Annotated in this window: 21 protein-coding genes; 5 read left to right on the top strand and 16 right to left on the bottom strand. The window is 51.5% G+C overall.

Annotation, left to right across the window (positions count from 1 at the left end; genetic code table 11):
• Positions 1-23: 23 nt before the first annotated feature.
• The 16 genes from glmU to ravA all read right to left on the bottom strand — a co-directional run bounded on the left by glmU (position 24) and on the right by ravA (position 16,264).
• On the bottom strand, positions 24-1,391 hold the full coding sequence (gene glmU, locus ABSH60_RS09615) for a bifunctional UDP-N-acetylglucosamine diphosphorylase/glucosamine-1-phosphate N-acetyltransferase GlmU (RefSeq protein WP_390973740.1): 1,368 nt from the start codon (positions 1,389-1,391) through the stop codon (positions 24-26).
• A gap of 271 nt (positions 1,392-1,662) precedes the next feature.
• Positions 1,663-2,085 carry a F0F1 ATP synthase subunit epsilon gene (locus ABSH60_RS09620; protein ID WP_056775953.1) on the bottom strand — a complete coding sequence of 141 codons (423 nt, stop codon included), beginning with the start codon at positions 2,083-2,085 and terminating at the stop codon, positions 1,663-1,665.
• Positions 2,086-2,118: 33 nt separating this feature from the next.
• Positions 2,119-3,501 (bottom strand): F0F1 ATP synthase subunit beta, encoded by a 1,383-nt coding sequence (gene atpD, locus ABSH60_RS09625; RefSeq protein ID WP_056775954.1) that lies wholly within the window; start codon positions 3,499-3,501, stop codon positions 2,119-2,121.
• A gap of 32 nt (positions 3,502-3,533) precedes the next feature.
• Positions 3,534-4,397, bottom strand: coding sequence for a F0F1 ATP synthase subunit gamma (atpG, locus tag ABSH60_RS09630; protein ID WP_056775955.1), 864 nt, complete (start codon positions 4,395-4,397; stop codon positions 3,534-3,536).
• 71 nt (positions 4,398-4,468) lie between these two features.
• Positions 4,469-6,010: a F0F1 ATP synthase subunit alpha gene (atpA, locus tag ABSH60_RS09635; RefSeq protein ID WP_056775956.1), complete on the bottom strand. Its 1,542-nt coding sequence runs from the start codon at positions 6,008-6,010 to the stop codon at positions 4,469-4,471.
• 12 nt (positions 6,011-6,022) lie between these two features.
• Positions 6,023-6,556, bottom strand: a complete 534-nt coding sequence (gene atpH / locus ABSH60_RS09640; protein WP_056775957.1) for a F0F1 ATP synthase subunit delta — start codon at positions 6,554-6,556, stop codon at positions 6,023-6,025.
• A 14-nt stretch (positions 6,557-6,570) separates the two neighbouring features.
• The gene (gene atpF, locus ABSH60_RS09645) at positions 6,571-7,041 is read right to left on the bottom strand and encodes a F0F1 ATP synthase subunit B (RefSeq protein WP_056775959.1); all 471 of its coding nucleotides are present in this window, start codon (positions 7,039-7,041) and stop codon (positions 6,571-6,573) included.
• A 65-nt stretch (positions 7,042-7,106) separates the two neighbouring features.
• On the bottom strand, positions 7,107-7,346 hold the full coding sequence (gene atpE / locus ABSH60_RS09650; RefSeq protein WP_004093904.1) for a F0F1 ATP synthase subunit C: 240 nt from the start codon (positions 7,344-7,346) through the stop codon (positions 7,107-7,109).
• A gap of 50 nt (positions 7,347-7,396) precedes the next feature.
• Positions 7,397-8,179, bottom strand: coding sequence for a F0F1 ATP synthase subunit A (gene atpB, locus ABSH60_RS09655; RefSeq protein ID WP_217204185.1), 783 nt, complete (start codon positions 8,177-8,179; stop codon positions 7,397-7,399).
• Between the two features lie 22 nt (positions 8,180-8,201).
• Positions 8,202-8,600, bottom strand: coding sequence for a F0F1 ATP synthase subunit I (gene atpI, locus ABSH60_RS09660; protein WP_390973745.1), 399 nt, complete (start codon positions 8,598-8,600; stop codon positions 8,202-8,204).
• Between the two features lie 648 nt (positions 8,601-9,248).
• The gene (rsmG, locus tag ABSH60_RS09665; RefSeq protein ID WP_390973747.1) at positions 9,249-9,869 is read right to left on the bottom strand and encodes a 16S rRNA (guanine(527)-N(7))-methyltransferase RsmG; all 621 of its coding nucleotides are present in this window, start codon (positions 9,867-9,869) and stop codon (positions 9,249-9,251) included.
• A gap of 131 nt (positions 9,870-10,000) precedes the next feature.
• On the bottom strand, positions 10,001-11,890 hold the full coding sequence (mnmG, locus tag ABSH60_RS09670) for a tRNA uridine-5-carboxymethylaminomethyl(34) synthesis enzyme MnmG (protein ID WP_056775964.1): 1,890 nt from the start codon (positions 11,888-11,890) through the stop codon (positions 10,001-10,003).
• 379 nt (positions 11,891-12,269) lie between these two features.
• Positions 12,270-12,713: an FMN-binding protein MioC gene (gene mioC, locus ABSH60_RS09675; RefSeq protein WP_056775965.1), complete on the bottom strand. Its 444-nt coding sequence runs from the start codon at positions 12,711-12,713 to the stop codon at positions 12,270-12,272.
• Positions 12,714-12,801: 88 nt separating this feature from the next.
• A complete protein-coding gene (asnC, locus tag ABSH60_RS09680; RefSeq protein WP_056775967.1) occupies positions 12,802-13,263 on the bottom strand; it encodes a transcriptional regulator AsnC in 462 nt (153 codons plus the stop codon).
• A gap of 14 nt (positions 13,264-13,277) precedes the next feature.
• On the bottom strand, positions 13,278-14,753 hold the full coding sequence (gene viaA, locus ABSH60_RS09685; protein ID WP_056775968.1) for an ATPase RavA stimulator ViaA: 1,476 nt from the start codon (positions 14,751-14,753) through the stop codon (positions 13,278-13,280).
• 2 nt (positions 14,754-14,755) lie between these two features.
• The gene (ravA, locus tag ABSH60_RS09690) at positions 14,756-16,264 is read right to left on the bottom strand and encodes an ATPase RavA (protein ID WP_390973750.1); all 1,509 of its coding nucleotides are present in this window, start codon (positions 16,262-16,264) and stop codon (positions 14,756-14,758) included.
• A 267-nt stretch (positions 16,265-16,531) separates the two neighbouring features.
• On the opposite strand from ravA, the gene kup reads away from it, so the two are divergent.
• The 5 genes from kup to rbsB all read left to right on the top strand — a co-directional run bounded on the left by kup (position 16,532) and on the right by rbsB (position 22,439).
• A complete protein-coding gene (kup, locus tag ABSH60_RS09695; protein ID WP_112165435.1) occupies positions 16,532-18,400 on the top strand; it encodes a low affinity potassium transporter Kup in 1,869 nt (622 codons plus the stop codon).
• Positions 18,401-18,614: 214 nt separating this feature from the next.
• Complete coding sequence (rbsD, locus tag ABSH60_RS09700) at positions 18,615-19,034, top strand: D-ribose pyranase (RefSeq protein ID WP_112165437.1); 420 nt, start codon at positions 18,615-18,617, stop codon at positions 19,032-19,034.
• A gap of 7 nt (positions 19,035-19,041) precedes the next feature.
• Positions 19,042-20,547, top strand: coding sequence for a ribose ABC transporter ATP-binding protein RbsA (rbsA, locus tag ABSH60_RS09705; protein ID WP_056775974.1), 1,506 nt, complete (start codon positions 19,042-19,044; stop codon positions 20,545-20,547).
• 6 nt (positions 20,548-20,553) lie between these two features.
• Positions 20,554-21,525, top strand: coding sequence for a ribose ABC transporter permease (gene rbsC, locus ABSH60_RS09710; RefSeq protein WP_056775976.1), 972 nt, complete (start codon positions 20,554-20,556; stop codon positions 21,523-21,525).
• Positions 21,526-21,548: 23 nt separating this feature from the next.
• Positions 21,549-22,439: a ribose ABC transporter substrate-binding protein RbsB gene (gene rbsB / locus ABSH60_RS09715; RefSeq protein ID WP_056775977.1), complete on the top strand. Its 891-nt coding sequence runs from the start codon at positions 21,549-21,551 to the stop codon at positions 22,437-22,439.
• Positions 22,440-22,445: the final 6 nt, after the last annotated feature.

Below are 22,445 nucleotides of genomic sequence, written 5' to 3' on the forward strand. Positions count from 1 at the left end.
TGGGGATTATTATGTAATGCTTATTATTTCTTCACCGGTTTTTGCCAGTCAGGTTTATGCACCTGAGGCACCCGGCTTAACAGTAAACCGTTGTCGGGAACATCGCGCGTGACTGTAGTGCCCGCCGCGATGGTCACGTTGTTACCGATACTCACCGGCGCCACCAGCTGGGTGTCAGAACCGACGAAAACATCGTTACCAATAATCGTTTTGCTCTTGTTCACGCCATCGTAGTTACACGTGATGGTGCCCGCGCCGATATTCACGTTATCGCCGATATCAGCATCGCCGAGATAGGAAAGATGGCCGGCTTTAGAGCCTTTGCCTAAACGTGATTTTTTGATTTCAACGAAATTGCCGACGTGGGAATTTTCAGCCAGCTCAGCGCCGGGACGCAGACGGGCAAATGGCCCGACCGTGCAGCCGCTTTCCAGCACGGCATCTTCGAATACGCTGTAAGGGCTGATTTCGCAGTCATCGCCGATCACGCAATTTTTCAGCAAGCAGCCAGCGCCGATTTTGACGCGGTCGCCCAGTTTTACGTGGCCTTCGATAATCACGTTTGTGTCGATCAGCACGTCGATACCGTGAGACAGTTCGCCACGCAGATCAAAACGCGCCGGATCCATCAGCATGACGCCTTCCAGCAGCAGACGCTCGGCCTGTTCGCTCTGATATACGCGCTCGAGACGCGAAAGTTGCAAACGGTTATTTACGCCATCCACTTCGCTGTTGCGCGCGGGGTGAACGGTAGCGATCTGGTGACCTTCAGCATGCGCCATCGCAATAATATCTGTGATGTAGTATTCACCCTGCGCATTGTTGTTGTTCAGTTTGCTCAGCCAGCGTTTCAAAGAGGCACCGTTAGCCACCAGAATGCCGGTATTGATTTCCTGAATTTTAAGCTGTTCTTCGCTGGCATCTTTCTGTTCGATAATCCCGGTCACCGTGGCGTTTTCACGCACAATCCGGCCATAACCGGTGGGGTCTTCGAGCACAACGGTCAGTAAGCCAATGCCACCTTCCGGTTTCGCTTTGAGCAATTTTTCAAGCGTATCGACCGAAATTAACGGGACATCGCCGTACAGCATCAGCACATCTTCATCATCGGCAAAGAAAGGCGCTGCCTGTTGCATCGCGTGGCCGGTGCCCAACTGCTCCGCCTGCAATACCCAGTTCAGATCACTGCCTGCCAGATTTTTCTTCAGCAAGTCGCCACCATGGCCATAAACCAGGTGCACGTTTTTCGCCCCTACCTGAGTGGCCGCGTCAATAACGTGTTGCACCATTGGCTTGCCCGCCAATGAATGAAGAACTTTAGGAAGGTTGGAGTACATGCGTGTCCCCTTGCCTGCGGCAAGGATCACGACACTCAGTGCGCTGTTCGACATAGGTAACCTGACAAATCCAATTTGAGTGACAAAAGTAACCCGTTCAATGGTCGGATTACTACATATTTCGCTTCAAAAACCACCCGCAGGCCGCAGCCTGTAAGGGTTGTACACGCTATAGACTACAGCAAAAAATCTGAGGGTAAAACGCCCACTTATCCGGCAAGTATTCCATTAAAAGCCCTGTTTCGCTTTCGGACAAATGCTAGAAAGTGGCTTATTTAAAGGCAAAAAAAAAGCGACCCAAAGGTCGCCTTTTAAACTGATGTCTTTACATCGCTTTCCTGGTCAGTTCGATAACGCGAAGTTTCGCGATCGCCTTGGCCAGTTCTGCTGACGCCTGAGCGTAGTCAACGTCGCCGTGAGAACTATTGATATGTTCTTCCGCTTTGCGCTTAGCTTCAAGCGCGCGCGCTTCGTCGAGGTCTTGCCCACGGATTGCAGTATCAGCCAACACGGTTGTTGCATTCGGCTGCACCTCAAGGATGCCGCCGGAAAGATAGATATACTCTTCTTCCCCGTGTTCTTTAACAATGCGCACCATGCCAGGCTTGATGGCGGTGAGCAGCGGAGCATGCCCCGGGAAAATACCCAGTTCGCCTTCGCTACCCGTCACCTGGATCTTTTGTACCATGCCGGCAAACATACGTTTTTCCGCACTGACAACATCCAGATGGTAAGCTTTTTCAGCCATGTCATCCTCTCTCAATACCACAACAAACTAGCGTTACAGTTTCTTGGCTTTTTCCACTGCTTCTTCAATGGTGCCAACCATGTAGAACGCTTGTTCCGGCAGGTGATCGTAGTCGCCGTCCATAATGCCTTTGAAACCACGAATGGTATCTTTCAGCGATACGAACTTGCCCGGAGAACCGGTAAAGACTTCGGCCACGAAGAATGGCTGGGACAGGAAACGCTGAATCTTACGCGCACGGGATACAACCAGTTTGTCATCTTCTGACAACTCGTCCATACCCAGGATCGCGATGATGTCTTTCAGTTCCTGGTAACGTTGCAGAATGGACTGCACGCCACGAGCCACATCATAGTGTTCCTGACCAACAACCAGTGGATCCAGCTGACGGCTGGTGGAATCCAGTGGGTCAACCGCCGGGTAAATACCCAGAGACGCGATCTGACGGCTCAGTACCACGGTCGCATCTAAGTGAGCGAAGGTGGTGGCTGGAGATGGGTCAGTCAAGTCATCCGCAGGGACGTAAACGGCCTGTACGGAGGTGATAGAACCACTTTTAGTTGAGGTGATACGTTCTTGCAGAACGCCCATCTCTTCCGCCAGCGTTGGCTGATAACCTACCGCAGAAGGCATACGGCCCAGAAGTGCGGACACTTCAGTACCGGCCAGGGTGTAACGGTAGATGTTATCGATGAACAGCAGGACGTCACGACCTTCATCACGGAATTTCTCCGCCATGGTCAGGCCGGTCAGTGCCACACGCAGACGGTTGCCTGGTGGCTCATTCATCTGGCCATAGACCAGGGAAACTTTGTCGATAACGTTGGAGTCGGTCATTTCGTGGTAGAAGTCGTTACCCTCACGAGTACGTTCACCCACGCCAGCAAACACTGAATAACCGGAGTGCTCGATCGCGATGTTACGGATCAGCTCCATCATGTTTACCGTTTTACCTACACCCGCACCACCGAACAGACCGACTTTACCGCCCTTAGCGAACGGGCACATCAGGTCCATAACTTTGATACCGGTTTCCAGCAATTCCTGGGAGTTCGCCAGCTCTTCATAAGAAGGGGCCGGACGGTGAATTGAACGACGTTCTTCTTCGCCGATTTCACCTTTCATGTCGATTGGTTCACCCAATACGTTCATGATGCGCCCCAGAGTCGCTACACCAACCGGAACTTCAATTGGGTGTTCCAGGTTGTTCACTTTCAGATTGCGACGCAGGCCATCTGATGTACCCATTGCGATACAACGAACAACGCCGCCACCCAACTGCTGCTGAACTTCCAGCACCAGTTTGGAGGTACCGTTTTCTACCTCAAGAGCATTGTACACATTCGGTACTGCATCCTGAGGGAACTCGACGTCCACCACGGCGCCGATTACCTGGATAATCTTTCCAGTAGCCATCTTGAATCCTCTACGTAATTCGTAAACCTAGCTTAAACCGCGGAGGCTCCCCCGACGATCTCGGTGAGTTCCTGAGTGATGCTGGCCTGACGAGCTTTGTTGTATACCAACTGCAGCTCTTTGATCAGGCTGCCGCCGTTATCGGTTGCGGCTTTCATCGCTACCATTCGCGCGGCCTGTTCGCTGGCCAGGTTTTCTACGACGCCCTGATAAACCTGGGATTCCACATAGCGACGCAGGAGGGTATCCAGCAGTGCTTTAGGGTCCGGCTCATACAGGTAATCCCAGGATTTTTTCGCCAGTGCGCCGTCTTCTGCCGGTGGCAGAGGCAACAGCTGTACGATGCGTGGTTCCTGAGACATGGTATTGACGAATTTATTGCTGACAACGCATAACTTGTCTAAACGACCTTCGTCGAAAGCCTGCAGCATCACTTTTACCGGTCCGATCAGTTCTGACAGAGAAGGGTTATCCCCCATGCCAGTGACCTGAGCAACAACGTTGCCACCCACGGAGCCGAAGAAAGAGGCTGCTTTGGAACCGATCAGGGCGAGATCAACTTCGACACCTTTTTCGGACCAGCCTTTCATCTCTGCCAGCAGCCTTTTGAACAAGTTAATGTTCAGACCACCACAAAGACCACGGTCGGTAGACACCACCAGATACCCGACGCGCTTAATTTCACGCTCATCCAGGTAAGGGTGCTTATATTCCAGATTACCTAACGCAAGGTGACCAATCACTTCACGAATGGTTTCTGCATAAGGACGGCTGGCCGCCATACGTTCCTGCGTTTTACGCATTTTGGAGGCGGCGACCATTTCCATCGCTTTAGTGATCTTTTGCGTGTTTTGCACGCTGCTGATCTTACTACGTATCTCTTTTCCGCCGGCCATCTCTGCTTCTCCTCATGACCAAACGGCCTGCTGCTTATCTGCCTTAAGCAGGGCAGCAAGGCCGCTTAGTGTTACCAGGACTGGGTTGCTTTGAAGGTATCGAGGATATTTTTGAATTTACCCTCGATCTCATCGTTATACGCACCAGTTTGGTTGATTTGCTGCAGAAGCTCGCCGTGCTCACGGTCGGCAAACGCCAACAGTGCCGCTTCGAAGCTACCGACTTTGGACAACTCAACGTCTTCCAGATAACCACGTTCTGCTGCGAAGATGATCAGAGACTGCGCCACGATTGACATCGGTGCGTATTGTTTCTGTTTCAGCAACTCAGTCACTTTCTGACCGTGATTCAGCTGTTTACGGGTTGCCTCATCCAGATCGGAAGCGAACTGGGAGAACGCAGCCAGTTCACGATACTGTGCCAGTGCGGTACGAATACCACCGGACAGTTTTTTCATGATCTTGGTCTGAGCAGCACCACCAACACGAGATACCGAGATACCCGGGTTAACCGCAGGACGAATACCGGCGTTAAACAGGTTGGATTCCAGGAAGATCTGACCATCGGTAATCGAGATTACGTTGGTCGGAACAAACGCGGAAACGTCGCCCGCTTGCGTTTCGATGATCGGAAGCGCAGTCAGGGAACCGGTTTTGCCTTTCACTTCACCCTTAGTGAATGCTTCAACGTATTCGGCGTTCACACGCGCAGCACGTTCCAGCAGACGGGAGTGGAGATAGAAAACGTCGCCTGGGTAAGCTTCACGACCTGGTGGACGACGAAGCAACAGGGAAATCTGACGGTAAGCAACAGCCTGTTTAGACAGGTCATCATAAACGATCAGTGCGTCTTCGCCGCGGTCACGGAAGTATTCACCCATTGCGCAACCGGAGTACGGTGCCAGGTATTGCAGTGCAGCAGATTCTGATGCAGTCGCAACAACAACGATGGTGTTTTCCAGTGCGCCGTGCTCTTCCAGTTTACGTACCACGTTAGAAATGGTGGACGCTTTCTGGCCGATAGCCACATAGATACATTTGATGCCGGAATCGCGCTGGTTGATGATCGCATCGATCGCCAGAGCTGTTTTACCGGTTTGACGGTCACCGATGACCAGTTCACGCTGACCACGACCGATTGGGATCATGGCATCAACGGATTTGTAACCTGTCTGCACAGGCTGGTCTACGGATTGACGTTCGATAACGCCAGGTGCGATTGCTTCGACAGCTGAGAAGCCGTCATGCTCTACCGGACCTTTACCGTCGATAGGTGCACCCAGGGTGTTAACAACGCGACCTAACAGGCCACGGCCAACCGGAACTTCCAGGATACGACCTGTACATTTTACTTTCATCCCTTCGGCGAGGTCTGCGTAAGGGCCCATAACAACGGCACCTACAGAGTCACGCTCCAGGTTCAGGGCGATAGCGTAACGGTTACCCGGCAACGCAATCATTTCCCCTTGCATGACATCGGCCAGGCCGTGCACGCGGATGATCCCGTCACTGACGGAAACGATAGTACCTTCATTGTGAGCTTCGCTCACTACATTGAACTGAGCAATGCGCTGCTTTATCAGTTCGCTGATTTCGGTGGAATTCAGTTGCATGCTCCAGTCCCCTTAAGACTGCAAGACGTCTGCCAGGCGTTCTAGACGACTGCGAACGCTGCCATCAATCACCATATCACCTGCACGGATAATGACACCGGCAAGAACAGACTTGTCAATTTTGCAATTCAGCTTAACTTTGCGAGACAAACGTTTTTCCATAGCAGCAGCAATTTTTGCCTGCTGTTCTTCCGAAAGTGGACTTGCTGAAGTGACTTCAACCTCAGCACTAGCCTCTAGAGAGGCGCGCAGTTCGATGAACTGCTGCAACACTTCCGGAAGAACGCGTAAACGTCCATTTTCAGCCATCACCCTAATCAGGTTCTGGCCTGCGTCGTCGAGTTGTTCACCACATACAGCAATAAACGTCTTGGACAGCGTTTCTGGTGCAGTCGCACCGGAAAGAAGCTCTTCAATCATTTCATTGCGTGTGACTTCAGCCGTGAACGCTAACATAGACTGCCAGCGATCTAAGCTTTGGTGCTCAACGGCAAAGTCAAAAGCTGCTTTGGCGTAGGGGCGAGCTACAGTTACAAATTCAGACATCAGCCCCTCCCTCCTTACAGTTCAGCGACCAGTTTATCAACGATGTCGCTGTTAGCAGCTTCATCCACGGAACGTTCGATGATCTTCTCGGCGCCAGCAATGGCCAAAATCCCGACCTGTTTACGCAACTCTTCACGTGCACGTTGGCGTTCGGCGTCAATCTCTGCCTTAGCTTGCGCTACGATCTTGTTACGTTCCTGCTCGGCTTCGGTCTTCGCTTCGTCGACGATCTGTGCTTTACGCTTGTTCGCCTGGTCGATGATTACCTGAGCTTCAGCTTTGGCTTTCTTCAGTTGGTCGGTCGCATCGGCTTGCGCTAAGTCCAGCTCTTTTTTGGCACGTTCAGCAGAAGACAAACCTTCAGAAATTTCTTTCTGACGTTTTTCGATGGCAGCCATAATTGGCGGCCACACGTACTTCATACAGAACAGGACAAACAGGACAAACGCGATAGCCTGGCCGAGGATTGTTGCGTTAAGATTCACAGCACAATGCCTCTTTCAAAGTGAAATATTTGATGTAGTTCGTTTAACCGTGAGCAAGCTCAGTGTTAAGCGACAGCAAACATCACGTACAGACCCAGACCAACAGCAATCATTGGGATTGCATCGACCAGACCCATAACGATAAAGAACTGTGTACGCAACAGAGGGATCAGGTCAGGCTGACGTGCAGCACCTTCCAAAAATTTACCACCCAAGATGCCGATACCGATTGCAGCACCGATTGCCGCCAGGCCCATCATCACAGCGGCAGCCATGTACAGCAGATCCATACTCAGGTTTTCCATGACAGTCTCCAGTTTGTTTCAGTTAAAACGCAGTAGTGTTGAAAGAAAAATCAGTGTTTTTCAGATGCCATCGAGAGATAGACAATCGTCAGAACCATGAAGATAAAAGCTTGCAGCGTAATGATCAGGATGTGGAAAATGGCCCAAGGCACACTCAGAATCCACTGTGACCACCACGGCAGCAGGCCAGCAATAAGGATGAAGATCAACTCACCCGCATACATATTGCCAAACAGTCGCAGACCCAGTGAAACTGGTTTAGACAGCAGGCTGACACCCTCAAGAATCAGGTTAATCGGAATGAAAACCGGATGATTGAATGGCTGCATTGTCAGTTCTTTAACGAAACCGCCAACGCCTTTCATCTTAATGCTATAGAAAAGAATCAGAATGAATACGCCAAGTGCCATGGACAACGTGATGTTCACGTCAGCCGTAGGAACCACACGCAACGCTGACAGACCAAAGATGTGCTCGCCGATGAAGGGCAGCAAATCGATTGGCAGCAAATCCATCATGTTCATCATGAACACCCAGACGAAGACAGTCAGAGCTAAAGGCGCAATGACTTTGCTTTTGCCGTGATACATGTCACGCACGTTGCTATCGACGAAGCCGACAACCAGCTCGATGGCCGTTTGCAGTTTCCCCGGAACACCACTGGTGGCATTTTTAGCGACGCGATGGAAGATAACCAGAAAGAGTACTCCGAGGAACACGGAGAAAAACATCGAATCGATGTTAATCGACCAGAATCCCGTCCCTATCTGAAGCTGAGTCAGATGGTGACCGATATACTCTTGTGGAGTAGAGATTTCTCCTGATGCAGACATGATGCCTCTTACCCTTTAGTAGTTAAGTACGGTAACTGTTAATGACGGCCGGTGCCAAAATCTGAGTCATCAACACCGATAAATAGGCCAACCCCAACGGAGCGAAAGCCGCCTTGAACAGGCCAAGAGCAATAATCATGAAGATTATCGTCACCAGGACCTTCAGCGCTTCTCCGATAGCAAAGGACCAGGCAACCCGTCCAGAGACCGTTGTTTGCGCCTGATGGCGCCATGCAAACAGCATGAACAGTACATTTGGTACCCAGGCGGCCAACCCACCCATAAGAGAGGAAAGGGTCCATTCCAGGCTTTTGAAACCAAATACTGCACTGAGCAGAACAAAGGTCAATAACTGCAGTACTAACAGCTTTCTGGCAACCTTCACACTTTGCGTACTGTGTAAAATACCGGATACAGACATGACGTTTGTTCTCTCCGTATCAAGTACCTAGCTGGAGGTATGCTGAATGCCGTATATCACTGCCTTTACTGTTTTGAGTCAAGCAGCAAAAACCGAGCAAATTATACGGTGCACAGGAACGAATTCAATGGATAAGTAGCGAAAAGGTGAACAATTATTTAAATTTTCCTCTTCATCACTATTTTGATAACGAAACTATAGCTGAATTTGCCCTTTTTACTTTGCTTCGGTTATTTCATCACCCGACAAAGAAGCGTGCACTGGATCACATAATTAACCGGAGCCCTTTTATATACCCTGGGCGTCCGGATTGTCTTTAGCTAAACCGGCTTTTTAAAGATGTTATAAATCATAATGTTAAGAAATTTGCGATTGAGAAAACATCTTATTTAAAAATAGACACCCTTCATTGATACATCTACCCAACAAATAACAACATTTTCATTACAAGTTGAATATCAGTCGTTCAATGCCGAATAAATTTCACAAGTGACTATCTCGGTACGGATTAAAATAAAACGTCGCAAAAATGCTATCAGTGTGTAAAAAACCGGTGATTTGTAGAAAGTCACCGCTATTTAATTAGCCTGCTCATTTTTACTCTGATAACACACACATTTTTTAAGGATTAATTGATAATTCTCAACTTTAGTTTGCATTAAGAATTATCAGATGCCGTTCTCCGTCAAGTTCCGGTACCTGCAGTTTCACCACACTTTCCAGTGTGATACCGGCGGGTAAGGCGGCGAGCTCATCATCCGGGCACACGCCCTTCAGCGCATAGAAACGCCCCTGCCCTTTCTTCGGTAAATGGTGGCACCAGGACAACATATCCTGCAACGAGGCGAAGGCACGGCTTATGACGCCATCGAATGGAGGTTCAGGATCAAACTCTTCAACCCGGCTTTGGACCGGTGTGATGTTCTGCAGCCCCAGTTCATGCTGAACCTGCCGCAGGAAGCGTACGCGCTTACCCAGGCTGTCCAGCAGCGTAAAGTGTGAATTAGGGCGAACGATGGCGAGAGGAATGCCTGGCAGGCCCGGGCCTGTGCCGACATCAATAAAACGGCTGCCCTGTAAATGCTCGTTCACCACAATGCTGTCCAGAATATGTCGCACCAGCATTTGCATCGGATCACGCACGGATGTCAGGTTGTAGGCTTTGTTCCACTTATGCAGCAGTTCAACATAGGCAATCAGTTGGTGTTTTTGCTGATCGGGTAACGCTATTCCTGCCGCAGCAAGCAGCGAGTCCAGTTTCTTTTGCACAGTGAAAATCCTCTGACAGAGTCGGTATTCCGGGAACAACCCGGTGGGGGAATGATAAAGCAGCCAGAAAGGCGGGAAAAGCAGGATTTAACCGCCCGTTAGAGCAACAGGGCGGTTATCAGAGAGGTGACTCAGGCGCTGCGACGCAGCAAGCCTTGTTTTTTCAGCCAGATCAGCAAAATCGAGATTGCAGCCGGGGTAATACCGGAGATCCGCGAAGCCTGACCGATCGATGTCGGCTTGTGATCGTTAAGCTTGGCGATCACCTCGTTAGACAGACTGTTCACCTGACGGTAATCGAGATCGGCAGGCAACACCGTATTCTCATTACGCAGCTGTTTGTTGATCTCTTCCTGCTGACGGGCAATGTAACCTTCGTACTTGATCTGAATCTCAACCTGCTCAGCGGCTTCGGCATCAGGGACAGATGGTGCAAAGGGGGACAGCGTTGTGATCAGCGAATAAGTCATTTCCGGACGACGCAGCAGTTCTTCCGCGCTGGCTTCTTTTGAGAGAGGAGCTGACAAGTGTGCATTGATCTCTTCCACCTGCGCGTGATGAGGATTTACCCAGATACCACGCAGACGCTGACGTTCTTGTTCGATCATTTCTAGTTTTTGGTTAAAGCGAGCCCAACGCACATCGTCGACCAGGCCCAGTTCACGGCCTTTTTCCGTCAGACGTAAATCAGCGTTGTCTTCACGCAGCATCAGACGGTATTCAGCACGTGAGGTAAACATGCGGTACGGTTCTTTAGTGCCCAGCGTACACAGATCATCGACCAGAACCCCCAGGTACGCCTGATCGCGGCGTGGGGCCCAGCCTTCATCTTCAGTAGCGCTGCGTGCTGCGTTCATACCTGCCAGCAGGCCCTGGGCTGCTGCTTCTTCGTAGCCTGTGGTGCCGTTGATTTGTCCGGCAAAGAACAGGCCTGCGATGAATTTGCTTTCCAGCGTCGGTTTCAAATCACGCGGATCAAAGAAATCGTACTCAATGGCGTAGCCAGGACGAACGATCACCGCATTTTCCATACCCTGCATGGAACGTACGATCTGCATCTGAACATCGAAAGGCAGGCTGGTTGAAATTCCGTTCGGATAAACTTCGTTGCTGGTCAGGCCTTCCGGTTCAAGGAAGATCTGATGAGAATTACGATCGGCAAAACGCATGACTTTATCTTCGATCGACGGGCAGTAACGCGGGCCGATCCCTTCGATGATTCCGGCATACATCGGGCTGCGATCCAAATTATTACGGATCACGTCATGGGTTTTTTCGTTGGTATAGGTCATGTAGCACGGGATCTGGCGCGGATGTTGCGACGCGTTGCCCATGAAAGAGAATACCGGTGCCGGATTATCACCGTGCTGTTGAGCCAGTACGCTGAAATCAATTGAGCGAGCATCGATACGCGGAGGTGTCCCGGTTTTAAGGCGGTTTACGCGTAACGGTAATTCACGCAGGCGCTGAGAAAGGGAGATCGCAGGAGGATCCCCGGCACGGCCACCGCTGTAGTTTTCCAGACCGATGTGGATCTTGCCATCAAGGAATGTTCCGACGGTCAGTACGACAGTTTTCGCGCGGAATTTCAGACCCATTTTAGTCACGGCGCCAACCACGCGATCGTTTTCCACAATGAGATCTTCGACGGACTGTTGGAAGATCATCAGGTTTGGCTGATTCTCTAATGCCGTACGTACTGCCTGGCGATATAACACACGGTCAGCCTGGGCACGTGTTGCCCTGACGGCCGGGCCTTTGCTCGCGTTTAGTATCCTAAACTGAATACCCGCATGGTCGATCGCTGTGGCCATCAACCCGCCGAGAGCGTCCACTTCTTTAACCAGATGTCCCTTCCCGATCCCGCCAATTGCCGGGTTACACGACATCTGTCCCAGCGTGTCGATATTGTGGGTTAACAACAAGGTCTGGCGTCCCATTCGTGCAGAAGCCATGGCAGCTTCAGTACCTGCATGACCTCCACCGATGATAATGACGTCAAATTGATCCGGATAAAACATGCGACTGCACCTCAGCGTTCAAGCGAACTTTCTTTGTATGGCGTTGGGAGGAGGGATTCTACTCAAGTTTAGAGCTTCCACAAGCCCCGGAGGATCTTCCCTAATTAAAAGAAGATCTTTTTTATTTAAAGATCTCTTATTAATACTTCTATTAGGATCGCGATCCTCTGTGCATAAGTCATTTTTGTCTATGAATATCAGTATGCTAAGAAGGATCGAATGCTGTGAATGATCGGTGATCCTGGACAGTATAAGCTGGGATCAGAATTGAGAGTTATGCACAGCCTGAAAAGCGTACAGCAGTTGTTAGAAGGATAACTACGGGTTTTACACTGCTTTAAAGCATAGTTATCCACATCTGATCGCCTGAAATTTACACTTATTTGAGTAAATTAATCCAATTGATCACCCAAACCTCTGCGGGATCCTCAGGAATTTCATGCTGAGTCACGTCGATCTCAAGACGATCGCCGATCCGTTTTGCCCCTAATGACGTCAGTTTCTGATCCAGCGCGTTGATCGCACCGCAAAAGGTATCGTATTCGCTGCTGCCCAAACCTAAGGCACCAAAACGAACATTCGACAGATCCGGTTGCTGATCTTCCAGCTGTTCCATGAAGGGTTGCAGGTTATCCGGTAACTCACCGGCTCCGTGCGTAGAGCACACTACCAGCCAGATCCCTTCTGAAGGCACTTCATACAGCTCCGGGCCATGAAACGTCTGTGTGGAGAAACCGGCTTCTTCCAGCTTCTCTGCCACGTGTTCGGCAACATATTCGGCACTGCCAAGCGTACTGCCACTGATCAGGGTTATGTCAGCCATAGAACTCTCACCCGAGAAAAGGAAGACATTGTACGCTGTGAATGAGCTGGGATCTACCTGTGGATAATAGGGGGATAGAAATCAGTGATCAGGGCTGGATGGTACGTGTGATGGGGTTTTGCAGGGAGATCAGTGTCTCAGTAGACTGGATCTCGTCTATTGTCTGGATCTTGTTGATAAGTACGTGTTGCAGGGAATCAATGGAACGGCACATGATCTTTATGAAGATACTGTAGTGACCGGTGGTGTAATACGCTTCGACCACTTCTTCGATGCTTTCCAGCTTTTTGAGGGCTGAAGGATAGTCCTTGGCACTCTTCAATATAATGCCGATAAAGCAGCACACGTCGTAGCCGAGCTGTTTGGGGTTCACGGTGATATGCGCGCCGGTAATAATGCCCGCCTGCTTCATCTTCTCAACGCGTACGTGGATGGTTCCCGGACTGACGGTGAAGACCTTTGCCAGTTCGGCGTAAGGCGTCCTGGCGTTGTCCATCAATGCATTAAGGATCCCGCGATCCAGCTCATCGAGCTGATAGATTTCTGACATGGTTATCTTTCTCTTTAAGGTGAGTTTCTTTGCCAGCGGCGCTGCACGCGGCTTTTAACGCCGGTATCAAAGCGCCAGATATGATCGAAGATACGCAAGATCCCGGGCTTTCCATAATGTGACATCGCTAAGGCGTGGAAACGATGCTGCTTTTCCTTTTGCAGCATTTTGACTTTCTTTTGCACTTCGTCAGGCAGCCGCTGGGCGATGAAATCTGAGATCACAATAGCATCTGCATCGTGCCATTGCGGCGAGGCTAGCTTGTCCAATGTGGCACTCAGGCATGCCGCCAGATCGGTACCGCCGCGAAAATGCTGACCGAGAAAACGCAGTGCCTGATCCAGTCCGCCGCTTGACGTCAGTTCATAGTGGATCACTTCACTGGCAAACAACATGATGTAACAGCGACGGTTATCCGCAAGAGCAATTCTCAGCAGCGCCAGGCAAAAAGCTTTCGCACACTGTTCATTGAAGCCGCCCATAGAACCGGAAGTGTCCACGCACACCACAAACGGGCCACGCGGTTGTGGTTCCTGTTGCTGATGCACCACCGGGCGCTTTACCACTTTCTCGCGCCAGACGTCGCCTTGCAGGCGGTAAGTCATCAGGCGTTTTTCCAGCAAACGGCGATAAAATTCGAACTCCAGTTCGGGGATCCCCAGCGTGCCCAGTTCGGTGGGCATCAGTCGCAAGATATCATCGCTCTGATGGATGCCATTCACTTCTTCCGGCACCGTGGCGGGTTCGCGCACCATCAGCCGGTGCGTCTCCATTTTAGCATCTTCATGTGGACTGGTTTTGACCGTCTGGCTGCGTCCGAGTTGTTCGGCCAGACGCATCAGTTCCGGCTGCTGTTGCAGGAACGCACCGAAGCGTGCCAGTGACTGAATGTCACCGCGCAGGCGCTTTCCTTTACTCATGTCCCACAGACGGCCTGCCGCGGTATCGTTCTCCGCTAATAAAGGAGACAGCTCGCTGCTGAGTTCCAGCCGTTGCAATAATTCTTCCTGCAATTTCTCCTGTTCCTGTTCCAGTAACTGATGATGAACGTTCACCGTCTGGAAGGTCAGGTTCAGGCGCCAGCGCTGAAGAAACAGCGTTTGAAAACTGTTACCGGTCTGCGCCGTACGCGAGGCTTCATTGTTTTCCTGTAACGTGCGGGCTTCAGTGGTGAAAGGCGAATTGAGGCGGATTAACTCATCAATAAGTGCCGGTAGCCCGGTCTGGAAGGTGGTGACATCCCTCTGCTGACAGTGCTGATAAAGGTAGAATTCTTTCGCCAGATCCGGCGGTACGGGCGTTTCGTGGATCCTCTGACGCAGCCGTAACTTCCATTCAGGAAGATCTTTGGTCAGTGCGCGCTTCAGCCGGGGAAACTTCTCGAAAAACACCGACAGCGCAGGCGCGGCCAGAAGCCCCACAATAAGTTCTTCGATGATTTCCGTTTCGCTGATAGCCAGCAGCAGATCCAGAGATTCCAGGCTGAACATGGTTAGTGTCCGCTGAACGTCTGTTGCTGATGGCGTAACTGCTCGGTGACCTGCAACAGACTGGCTTCGATTTTTGCCATCCATTCTGCCGGTACAAACAGACAGTTTTGCTGCTGGCTGAATTCCTGCCGCTGCCGGGTCAGTTTTGCCGTCAGATCGCTCAGCGTATTCTTCATTTCGTCAGGCACGGCGATATGTTCATTGCCCGGCAACGTCAGCGGCGTGCTTTGACGGCTGACGTCCAGCACCAGCAGTTGCTGTTTATCATCAATCTCAGCATCAAGGGTTTGCGCAAAACCAATACCGTTCAGTTTGGCTTTCAGGATGCCGCCTTTATTGAGCCACTCTTCCAGCGCCTTGTGGTCGAAGAGCAGATGCGTGACCTTGATTTCATGCAGGTGCAAAGGCGTTTGCAACAACAGCGTCAGGCTGCTGGCGGAAAGAGTGTCTGGCAGGCTGTGCTGAGGTTTCCGGCTGAAAATTCCGGCTTTTTTGCTCAGTTTTATCGACTGGCGCGAGCTTTGTTGCTGCTGATATTGCATCCATTGCTGATCCAGTTGCTGGATTTTCATCAGGAGTGTTTGCTGATGATAAGCCTGCTCGGTGATCAGCTGTTCAATCTGAGTTTGCAGAAGATGGTAGGTATTGAGGTCATGCCACAGGCAGTCTTTCAGCAGGATCAAATCGACAGGCGTGATGGCGTTTCGTCCGCTGAAAAAGGCGCAGGCCTGCAACAGACGCAAGGCTTTCTTCCAGCGCCGATCCGACACATATGGCGCTGTATCAAGGGCATCAAGGCGCTGACGAAGCTGGAATATCAGTTCAAAGCACTCGTCCGGCAGACTGACTTTTTCTATCTCGCCCTGCCATTGCTGATACTCTTCATCGCTGATGCTCAGAGATTCAGCCACCGGATTGGCGCTTTCGTTAGTCCTGCTGGTCAGCAGGGAGCGGAAATTTTGCTTATCCTGTACCTTATCGAGCCACAAACGGATAAGCATGCGGTCGTATAACGCTTCCAGGCTGCCGTCGGCTTCGGGCAATTCATTGGATGCGCTGACCAGCAAACGCAAAGGGATCGCCTCTTCGCGTTCGCCATTACGAAAGCGACGTTCGTTAATCGCAGTTAGCAGGGTATTGAGGATGGCGGGACCCGCTTTCCATATCTCATCCAGGAAGACGATTTCTGCTTCCGGCAGATACCCTTCGGTCAGACGCAGATAACGGCCCTCATCTTTCAGGGCCTGAATTGAGAGCGGACCAAAGACTTCTTCCGGCGTGGAAAATCGCGTCATCAGATATTCAAAGGCGCGTGCATGGCGGAAGGCATACTTCAGACGACGGGCGATCAAACTTTTCGCAATGCCCGGCGGGCCCAGCAGAAAAACGCTTTCACCGCACAGTGCGGCCAGCAGGCATAAACGAATGGCGTCCTGTCGTTCGTACAAGCCATGTTCCAGTGCGTTAGCAAGACGGGCGATCCGTTCTGCCAGAAGGGGAGATTGCGCCATACTGTCTCTTCCGGTTTCCATTTAGATATTGAATAGTGTACTGGCTCGCAGCGATAAGCCATGATTATTTTTCACTGTATAGCTTGTTGATTACTAAAAATTTTCTATTATCAGAATTGTGACCTCGTTCATCTGAACGCCGGTTTAGCTGCACATTTAAGGGTAGGCAATCTGATTTATTCGTGCATACTGTGCGCCTTTTAGTGGGCATCATTGGACTGAGCGCACGCATCGCTTACGGATGTTCGAGCAAAAAAGAAACGAAATATGAGCACTGAACATAAACGGTCACTCCCAGCAGTAACCCTGGCCGCCATTGGTGTGGTCTATGGCGACATTGGTACCAGTCCTCTCTATACCTTAAGAGAGTGTTTTTCCGGACACTATGGTTTCAATGTTGAGCCTAGCGTCGTATTTGGTTTTCTTTCTCTGATTTTCTGGATGCTGATCCTGATTGTGTCGCTCAAATACCTCACTTATGTGATGCGGGCGGACAATGCGGGCGAAGGCGGTATTTTGACGCTGATGTCTCTGGCGGGCAGGAATACGTCCTCACGCACCACGGCGGTTCTGGTGATCCTCGGCCTCATCGGGGGCAGCTTCTTCTATGGTGAAGTGGTGATCACGCCGGCCATCTCAGTGCTTTCCGCGATGGAAGGTCTGGAGATCGCGGCACCGTCCCTTGATCCTTATATCGTTCCTCTTTCTATTACTGTCCTGACGTTGCTTTTCATTATTCAGAAACACGGTACCGGTATCGTGGGGAAACTTTTTGCCCCGGTAATGCTGGTGTGGTTCCTGACGCTGGCGGTTCTTGGCGTGAACAGCATCATGCAGAACCCGGAAGTGCTGCGTGCCATGAACCCGATGTGGGCAGTTAACTTCTTTATTGAGCATAAATCCTTCTCCTTCCTGGCACTCGGCGCGGTGGTTCTGTCGATTACCGGTGTGGAAGCGCTGTATGCCGATATGGGCCATTTCGGGAAATTCCCGATCCGTCTGGCCTGGTTCACCGTGGTATTGCCGTCTCTGGTTCTGAACTATTTCGGTCAGGGCGCGCTGCTGCTTAAAAATCCGGAAGCGATCAAAAACCCCTTCTTCCTGCTGGCTCCTGACTGGGCGTTGATTCCGTTACTGGTTTTAGCCACGTTAGCGACCATCATCGCTTCTCAGGCGGTGATTTCCGGTGTGTTCTCCCTGACGCGTCAGGCTGTGCGACTGGGCTACTTACCGCCAATGCGCATCATCCACACCTCGGAAATGGAAGCGGGTCAGATTTACATCCCGGCCATAAACTGGTTGCTGTATTTCGCGGTGGTTATCGTTATCGCCAGCTTCGAGCATTCAAGCAATCTGGCGGCGGCGTACGGTATCGCCGTGACCGGCACCATGGTGCTGACCAGCATTCTCTCCTGCACGGTGGCGCTGAAAAACTGGCACTGGAAACCGTTCCTGGTGGGAATTTTGCTGATCGGTCTGCTGTTTATGGATATTCCACTGTTCGCCGCGAATGCCACCAAACTGTTCTCCGGTGGCTGGTTGCCGCTGACGCTCGGTTTGTGCATGTTTATCGTGATGACCACCTGGAAAAGCGAGCGCTTCCGTCTTATGCGCCGTATGAACGAACACGGGAATTCTCTCGAGGCAATGATCGCTTCTCTGGAGAAATCGCCGCCGGTTCGTGTTCCGGGCACCGCGGTCTACATGTCCCGTGCCATCAACGTCATTCCTTTTGCCTTACTGCACAACCTCAAGCACAACAAAGTGCTGCATGAGCGGGTGGTCTTGCTGACGCTGCGAACGGAAGATGCGCCTTATGTGCATAACGTCCGGCGCGTCACCATTGAGCAACTGTCGCCAACGTTCTGGCGGGTGGTGGCGAGTTACGGATTTAAAGAAACGCCGAATGTGGAAGAGATCTTCCATCGCTGCGGTCTGGAAGGGTTGCCGTGCCGGATGATGGAAACGTCGTTCTTTATGTCGCATGAATCGCTGATCCTGACCAAGCGTCCGTGGTATCTCTACTTCCGCGGTAAGCTGTTTATGGCCCTGAGCCGAAACGCCCTGCGCGCGCCAGATCAGTTTGAGATCCCGCCGAACCGCGTTATCGAACTGGGTACTCAGGTGGAAATCTGACGTTCAGTTGAGTCTCTGACAGGGTACCTTCGGGTACCCTGTTTTGTTTGCGCGTAATCCTTTCTGAAACGACTAACTCAAATTGCCCTCTGATTTCTGAATCATTCAGCGAAACGTTTCGACGCTGATCACAATTCCATCACATCTTCGTTGCCTTGTGCGGACATTTTCATAAACTCATCCGTGAGCGAAACGTTTCGCTGTAGGAGTCAAAATGAAGAAGTCACCGCTGTTAAATGCCGAAATCTCAACTGTTATTGCCCGGTTAGGTCATACCGATCAGCTGGTTATTGGCGATGCCGGACTTCCGGTGCCAGCAGCTTGCCAGCGCATCGATCTGGCGCTAACCCAGGGAGTTCCCACCTTTTTACAAGTCTTAGAGGTAGTGACACACGAGATGCAGGTTGAGCGGGCTATCCTCGCAGAGGAAATCCTCACGAAAAATCCTCAACTCCATGAAGCGTTACTCGCCCGTTTGACACAACTCGAACAACACCAGGGAAACACCATTGCTTTGGATTACGTCAGTCATGAGGCATTCAAAGCGCAAACCGAAAAAAGTCGGGCTGTCATCCGCAGCGGGGAATGTTCGCCGTACGCGAATGTGATCCTGTGTGCCGGCGTAACCTTCTGAGGCCTTTATGCAACCTTTGCTGCAACTGACAGGGATTGATAAAGCCTTTCCCGGCGTAAAAGCACTTTCCGGCGCGGCGCTCAGCGTTTATCCGGGACGTGTCATGGCGCTGGTGGGTGAAAACGGCGCGGGTAAATCCACGATGATGAAAGTGCTGACCGGCATCTATCAAAAAGATGCCGGTTCAGTGCATTTCCTCGGAAAGGAAACGGTGTTTAACGGTCCGAAAGCGTCGCAGGAAGCCGGGATCGGCATTATCCATCAGGAATTAAACCTAATCCCTCAACTGACCATTGCCGAGAATATCTTCCTTGGCCGCGAGTTTGTGAACGGTTTTGGCCGCATCAACTGGAAAAAGATGTATGCCGAGGCCGATAAACTGCTGGCGCGCCTGAATCTGCGTTACAAAAGCAACCGGCTGGTGGGGGATTTATCCATCGGCGACCAGCAAATGGTCGAGATTGCCAAGGTGCTGAGCTTTGAATCCAAAGTCATCATTATGGATGAACCGACGGATGCCCTGACCGATACCGAAACCGCCTCTCTGTTCAGCGTCATTCGTGAGCTGAAAGCGGCTGGCTGCGGCGTGGTGTATATCTCCCACCGTATGAAAGAAATCTTTGAAATCTGCGACGACGTCACCGTTTTCCGCGACGGGCAGTTCATCGCTGAGCGTCCGGTCAGTTCGCTGGAGGAAGACACGCTGATTGAAATGATGGTTGGCCGTCGCCTCGAAGAACAATATCCCCGCATTAATCATGAACGCGGTGCGCTGCGTTTGCAGGTGCGTAATGTCAGCGGGCCGGGCGTGGATAACGTCAGCTTTGATCTGCACAGCGGCGAAATCCTCGGCGTTTCCGGGTTGATGGGTGCGGGTCGTACCGAACTGATGAAAATCCTGTATGGCGCGTTGCCGCGCAAAAGTGGCAACGTTTCACTGGATGGCCGCGAAGTGGTGACTCACTCACCGCAGGACGGGCTGGCGAACGGCATCGTTTACATTTCTGAAGACCGCAAACGTGATGGTTTAGTGCTTGGGATGTCAGTGAAAGAGAACATGTCGCTGACAGCGCTGCGTTATTTCAGCCACGGCGGCGGACGTCTCAAACATGCTGATGAACAACAGGCTGTCGGAGATTTCATTCGTCTCTTCAATATTAAAACACCATCGATGATGCAGCCTATTGGCCTGCTCTCCGGTGGTAATCAGCAAAAAGTGGCGATTGCCCGCGGATTAATGACGCGGCCAAAAGTCCTGATCCTCGACGAACCGACGCGCGGCGTTGACGTCGGTGCAAAAAAAGAAATTTACCAGCTTATTAACCAGTTCAAGCGCGAAGGGCTAAGCATCATTTTGGTTTCCTCAGAAATGCCTGAAGTCATTGGCATGAGTGACCGGGTTCTGGTGATGCACGAAGGTCATTTAAGCGGTGAATTCCCGATAGCACAGGCTACGCAAGAAGTGTTGATGGCAGCCGCTGTCGGCAAGCAATACCGCGTGACGCAGGAGTAATCAGATATGAGTTCTCAGACATTATCAGCCAAAAAGCGCTGGATCAGTAAAGAGTGGTTGTTGGAGCAGAAGTCTCTGATTGCGCTGCTGGTGTTGATTGCCGTTGTCTCTTCAATGAGCCCGAATTTCTTCACAGTGAATAACCTGTTTAACATTCTTCAGCAAACCTCCGTTAACGCCATTATGGCCGTGGGCATGACGCTGGTGATCCTGACATCGGGCATTGATTTATCCGTCGGCTCTTTGCTGGCGCTGACCGGTGCGGTTGCCGCCTCGATTGTCGGGCTGGAAGTGAATGCCTTTGTAGCCGTCGGCGCCGCGCTGGCGCTGGGGGCGGCGGTGGGCGGCGTCACCGGTATGATTGTCGCCAAAGGTAAAGTGCAGGCATTCATCGCCACGCTGGTCATGATGCTGCTGTTGCGCGGTATCACGATGGTGTACACCAACGGCAGCCCGATCAGCACCGGTTTTAATGATGTGGCAGATGTCTTTGGCTGGTTTGGTATCGGTCGCCCGCTGGGTATTCCGACACCGGTCTGGCTGATGGCCGTGGTGTTTATTGCAGCCTGGTACATGCTGCATCACACCCGGTTAGGGCGCTATATCTACGCGCTGGGCGGTAATGAATCCGCGACGCGCCTGTCAGGTATCAGCGTTGATAAAGTTAAAATTATCGTCTACTCCCTGTGTGGTTTGTTAGCCGCTCTGGCCAGTATCATCGAAGTGGCGCGCCTGTCTTCTGCGCAGCCTAACGCGGGTACCGGTTACGAGCTGGATGCGATTGCCGCTGTTGTTTTGGGGGGAACCAGCCTGTCCGGGGGTAAAGGACGCATTGTTGGAACGCTGATCGGTGCACTGATCCTTGGCTTCCTGAATAACGGTTTGAACTTATTAGGTGTTTCTTCCTACTACCAGATGATCGTGAAAGCAGTTGTCATTCTGCTGGCGGTTCTGGTGGATAACAAAAGCAACAAATAAACTCTCCTACAGGACTTATGACCATGAATATGAAAAAACTGGCTGTCTGGGTTTCCGCCGCAGCGATCACCGCTTCTTTCAGTGCTAACGTGATGGCGAAAGACACCATTGCCTTGGTCGTTTCAACGCTGAACAACCCGTTCTTCGTTTCCATGAAAGACGGCGCGCAGAAAGAAGCCGACAAACTGGGCTACAACCTGATTGTTCTTGATTCTCAGAATAACCCGGCGAAAGAACTCGCGAACGTGCAGGATCTGACCGTTCGTGGCACGAAGCTGATGCTGATTAACCCGACCGATTCTGATGCCGTAGGCAACGCCGTAGCAATGGCAAACCAGGCCAAAATCCCGGTGATCACCCTTGACCGCCAGGCAACCAAAGGGGTTGTCGCCAGCCATGTCGCTTCTGATAACGCCTTCGGCGGGAAAATGGCCGGTGATTACATCGCGAAAAAACTGGGCGAAAACGCCAAAGTCATCGAACTGGAAGGGATTGCGGGGACGTCCGTTGCCCGTGAACGTGGTAAAGGTTTCGCTCAGGCAGCTGAAAAACACCATTTCCAGATCCTCGCCAGCCAGCCTGCTGACTTCGACCGTACCAAAGGTCTGAACGTTATGCAGAACTTGCTGACTGCGCATCAGGACGTGCAGGCCGTGTTCGCTCAGAATGACGAAATGGCGCTGGGTGCATTGCGTGCTCTGCAAACTGCCGGTAAAACTGACGTTCTGGTTGTCGGCTTCGACGGCACTGAAGACGGTATTAAAGCGGTAAACAGCGGCAAAATGGGCGCGACCGTGGCACAGCGTCCGGAACAAATTGGCGTGATCGGTGTTCAGACTGCCGATAAAGTGCTGAAAGGCGAAAAAGTCCCGGCGGTTATCCCGGTTGATTTGAAACTGGTTGCTCAGCCGTAAAATCCG

The sequence above is a fragment of the Rahnella sp. R3(2024) genome, assembly GCF_042920125.1.
Lineage (GTDB): Bacteria > Pseudomonadota > Gammaproteobacteria > Enterobacterales > Enterobacteriaceae > Rahnella > Rahnella rivi.